Origin of the sequence: uncultured Arenimonas sp. (genome assembly GCF_963976025.1) — a bacterium.
Lineage (GTDB): Bacteria > Pseudomonadota > Gammaproteobacteria > Xanthomonadales > Xanthomonadaceae > Arenimonas.
The window spans coordinates 1-3,075 of record NZ_CAXBJS010000246.1; the positions used below are offsets into that span (position 1 = coordinate 1).

The following is a 3,075-nucleotide window of genomic DNA, read 5'->3' on the forward strand; positions in this document are numbered from 1 at the left end:
CGCAGCCCTGCGCAAACTGGCGGAAGGCGTCGGAGTAGTTGGAACTGGGGTCGTGGACCGCCTCGTCGGTGAACGCGGCGATCGCCTTGTTGTATTTCTTGCGGTAGTTCCCGAGCGCGGCCAGGCCGTCGGCGCACTCTTCCTCGTCAAACCAGCAGCTGGGGAACGCTGCGCGGGTCTGCTGGATGCCGGTGATCAGCTTCGGCGTGCGCTCGACGATCTGGAACTTGGCGCCGGGCATCAGCTCGTAGAGCAGATGCAGCATCTTCTTGCCGGTCTGGAGGCTGTGATTGACCCCGTCGTGCGGCAGGTAGTGCGTGCCGTACACCCAGCCCCGCTCGTGCTGCAGCTGCTGCAGGAGCGCCACATAGTGGTGGATGGCCTCGCCGCTGTTCTGGTAGGCCTTGATGAACCGGTTCTGCAGGCCGACGGCCTGGTGGAACCAGATCGAATTCATGTCGTTGAAGCCCAGGTCCCAGAAGGTGTTGACCGGGACACCGGCCTCCCAGGGCACCTTGCCGATCCGGTTCTGGGCCCGGGCCGCCTGCAGTTCCTTGAAGTAGAAGGCGCCGTCGACGCGGTTGCCGCGCCACAGGCCGTTGAGCAGCGCGTCGCGCTCCTCGGGGGCCAGCATCATCAGCGTCTCGCGATAGCCGGTGCCCCGCAGGTGTGGGTTGTCAGCCAGCTTCGCCGGGATGAACGTGCGGGCGACGTTGCGCTCAACCAGGTGGAAGCCGCCGCGGCCGTCGTCCTCCTCGAACTCGATCGGCACCAGGATCCGGCTGGGCCCGCCGTGCTCCTGGATCCCCCAGCGCTCCATCACCCACTTCTGGCCCAGGCCGTCCGGGTTGGTGGTCGACCGGATGATCTTGGGCAGATCTCGCGCCGTGGTGCGGTTTCGCGAGAGCAGGTACAGGTAGCAGATCGGCGTCGGCCAGAGGGTCAGCTCGTCGAATCCGATCGCGTTCCAGGCGCGGCCGCGGGTCTTGAACCGGTCCTGGTCGTTGTTGAGGTACCCGAACTCGAAGCTCGCGCCTGCCGGCGTGGTGAAGCGGTGCTCGACCTTGTCGAACTTGATCTTCGGGATGAACTTCGGGAACAGCTCCCTGGCCCGGTCGATCAGGTCCTTGAGCTCGGGGAACGTGCGGCGGAAGACCACGGCCCGGTGCTGGGGGTGGCTGGGCCCGCCGTACTGCAGGCACCACAGGTCGATCAGCAGCGCGTCCGACTTGCCGCCGCCGGCGGCGCCGCCATAGAGGACCTCGTAGTCCGGGCACGCCAGGAATTCCGCCTGCTTGGGCGTTGGTGCCCAAACGACGTTCTGCGCGGCAGCGCCCATGTCAGGCCTTCTTCTTTCCGAGGCTCTTGATCACGAAGGCCAGGTCGGCCGGCAGCTTCGCCTTGGGCTGCGGCAGGGTTTCCTTTTCGGTGGCCACCGCCGGCGGCGGCGCTGCAGCAGCTGCAGGGGCCTGGTCCAGGGCCGGTTGCGGCGCCGGCGGGGTGTCAGCCGGCGGCGGCTCCCGCTTCTCCGGGACCACCACGTAGCCGAGCGGCTCCCCGCCCTTGCCGGTGTGCTCCATGACCTGCTTGAACAGGCCGTAGTGCTGGCCGAGCAGCTGGGTGGACCGGAGCGGATCCACGAACTTCGCCTTGCGGGTGTAGCCGTCGAAGACCTTCTCCTTGCCGACCTGGACGAACTCTTCCCGCACCTCGAGACCAGCCACCAGGGCGGCCTGCTCCTCGGTGAGCTCGTGCATCGGCTTCAGGCAGCCGCGCTCGTCGAAGAGCTGGCGCCGATCAGCGAAGGTGAACATCACCAGGCGACGAAGCACGTCCTCCTGGGTGACCTCGAGCTTCGCTGCCAGGGCCTCCTTGCGCATGCGCAGGTACGCCTGGACCTCCGGCTTGCGCAGCAGCTTGCTGGCGCCGACTTCGGCAGCGTTACCCGTGGCCAGGTACCCAGCCCGGCCATAGGCGGCCGTGGCGTTGAAGTCGACCAGGTACTCGTCGGCGAACCGCTGGTGCTGGTCGCTTAGTCCAGTATTGGGGTCGATCTTGGACATAGGGGTCCTCTCGGCTGCGCCTCCCGTCGCTGCCGCTGCTGGTGAAATGGGGGTGTTGCTTCAACCCGGGATGTCGCCGGGATCCTGGCCGTACGTCCGGTTATCCCGGATCTGGCCGTCCTTCCCCTTGATGATCAGTTCGCCCAGGATCCCGGCCTTCTCGCAGGCGCGAAGCGCCGCGCTGATGGCGGTGATCGCGGCACCCTGCGTCGGGTAGCGCACCGCGGCGACGCCTTTCCAGCTGGCCTTCCAGGTACGGGTGCGCTTCACGTAGCTCACCGTCCAGCGGATGCGGCCTTTGGAACCGAGGGCGCCCAGGGCGTCTGGAACTGTGGTGGCCGCGCAGGCGCGGCCGGGGGAATTACTCGCGGTCGACCATTTCCACGTCCTCGGCCAGTTCGCACGGGACGATGATCTTTTCCTGGGCGCCGATGTAGACCGTTTCGGCCTCGCCGGTGACGCGCAGGCGGCGGGTGATGGGCTGCGGGCGGTGCTTGCTGCCCTCCGCGTCCTGGAAGCGAACGATGGCGCCAGGGCGCGGGACATGCTGGCTCCCGGTCGGAGCGCGGGCGAAGTTGAACTCGTCGGCCTTGATCTGGCCGCCAAGGAATCGGTACAGGATCTGCGGGGTCATGGGAGCCTCCTTTGGCTCGGGTGTTTAGGGGAGTTGCTTCTCGCCCCAGCCGGCCCAGCCGTGGATTTCGCGGAAGGCGGTGGGGCGCACCGGCACCGGGTTGTCCGGGTCGGTGGTGTCGAGTTCATCCGGGGCGACGGCCAGCCATTCGGCCTCGTTGAGCGCGTAGCCCTCAACCTGGGTGCCGTCCTCGTTCCAGGCGCCGATCAGCGTCGGCGCGCGGCCGGCGGCGGCGAGGTAGTGCCCGGGCGACCAGCGCGGCGACCATCCGGCCCCCGGCCGCGCTGTCATCGCACGGTGCCCCGCGGGATCCGGCGCCTGGCCCGATGCCAGCAAATCGGCAAAGCCATCCATCATCTCCAGATCACGGCCGCGCAC

At 67.8% G+C, this 3,075-nt stretch carries 5 protein-coding genes; all 5 read right to left on the bottom strand.

Annotation, left to right across the window (positions count from 1 at the left end; all coding sequences use genetic code 11):
- Positions 1-1,339 (bottom strand): terminase family protein (locus AACZ35_RS13550; protein ID WP_339830176.1); only part of this gene is annotated, 1,339 nt, incomplete at its 3' end.
- A 1-nt stretch (position 1,340) separates the two neighbouring features.
- A complete protein-coding gene (locus AACZ35_RS13555; RefSeq protein ID WP_339830177.1) occupies positions 1,341-2,063 on the bottom strand; it encodes a terminase small subunit in 723 nt (240 codons plus the stop codon).
- 60 nt (positions 2,064-2,123) lie between these two features.
- Positions 2,124-2,333 carry a DUF2188 domain-containing protein gene (locus tag AACZ35_RS13560; protein WP_339830179.1) on the bottom strand — a complete coding sequence of 70 codons (210 nt, stop codon included), beginning with the start codon at positions 2,331-2,333 and terminating at the stop codon, positions 2,124-2,126.
- A 91-nt stretch (positions 2,334-2,424) separates the two neighbouring features.
- Complete coding sequence (locus tag AACZ35_RS13565) at positions 2,425-2,697, bottom strand: hypothetical protein (protein ID WP_339830181.1); 273 nt, start codon at positions 2,695-2,697, stop codon at positions 2,425-2,427.
- Positions 2,698-2,721: 24 nt separating this feature from the next.
- A partial coding sequence (locus AACZ35_RS13570; protein WP_339830183.1) for a hypothetical protein occupies positions 2,722-3,075 on the bottom strand: 354 nt, incomplete at its 5' end.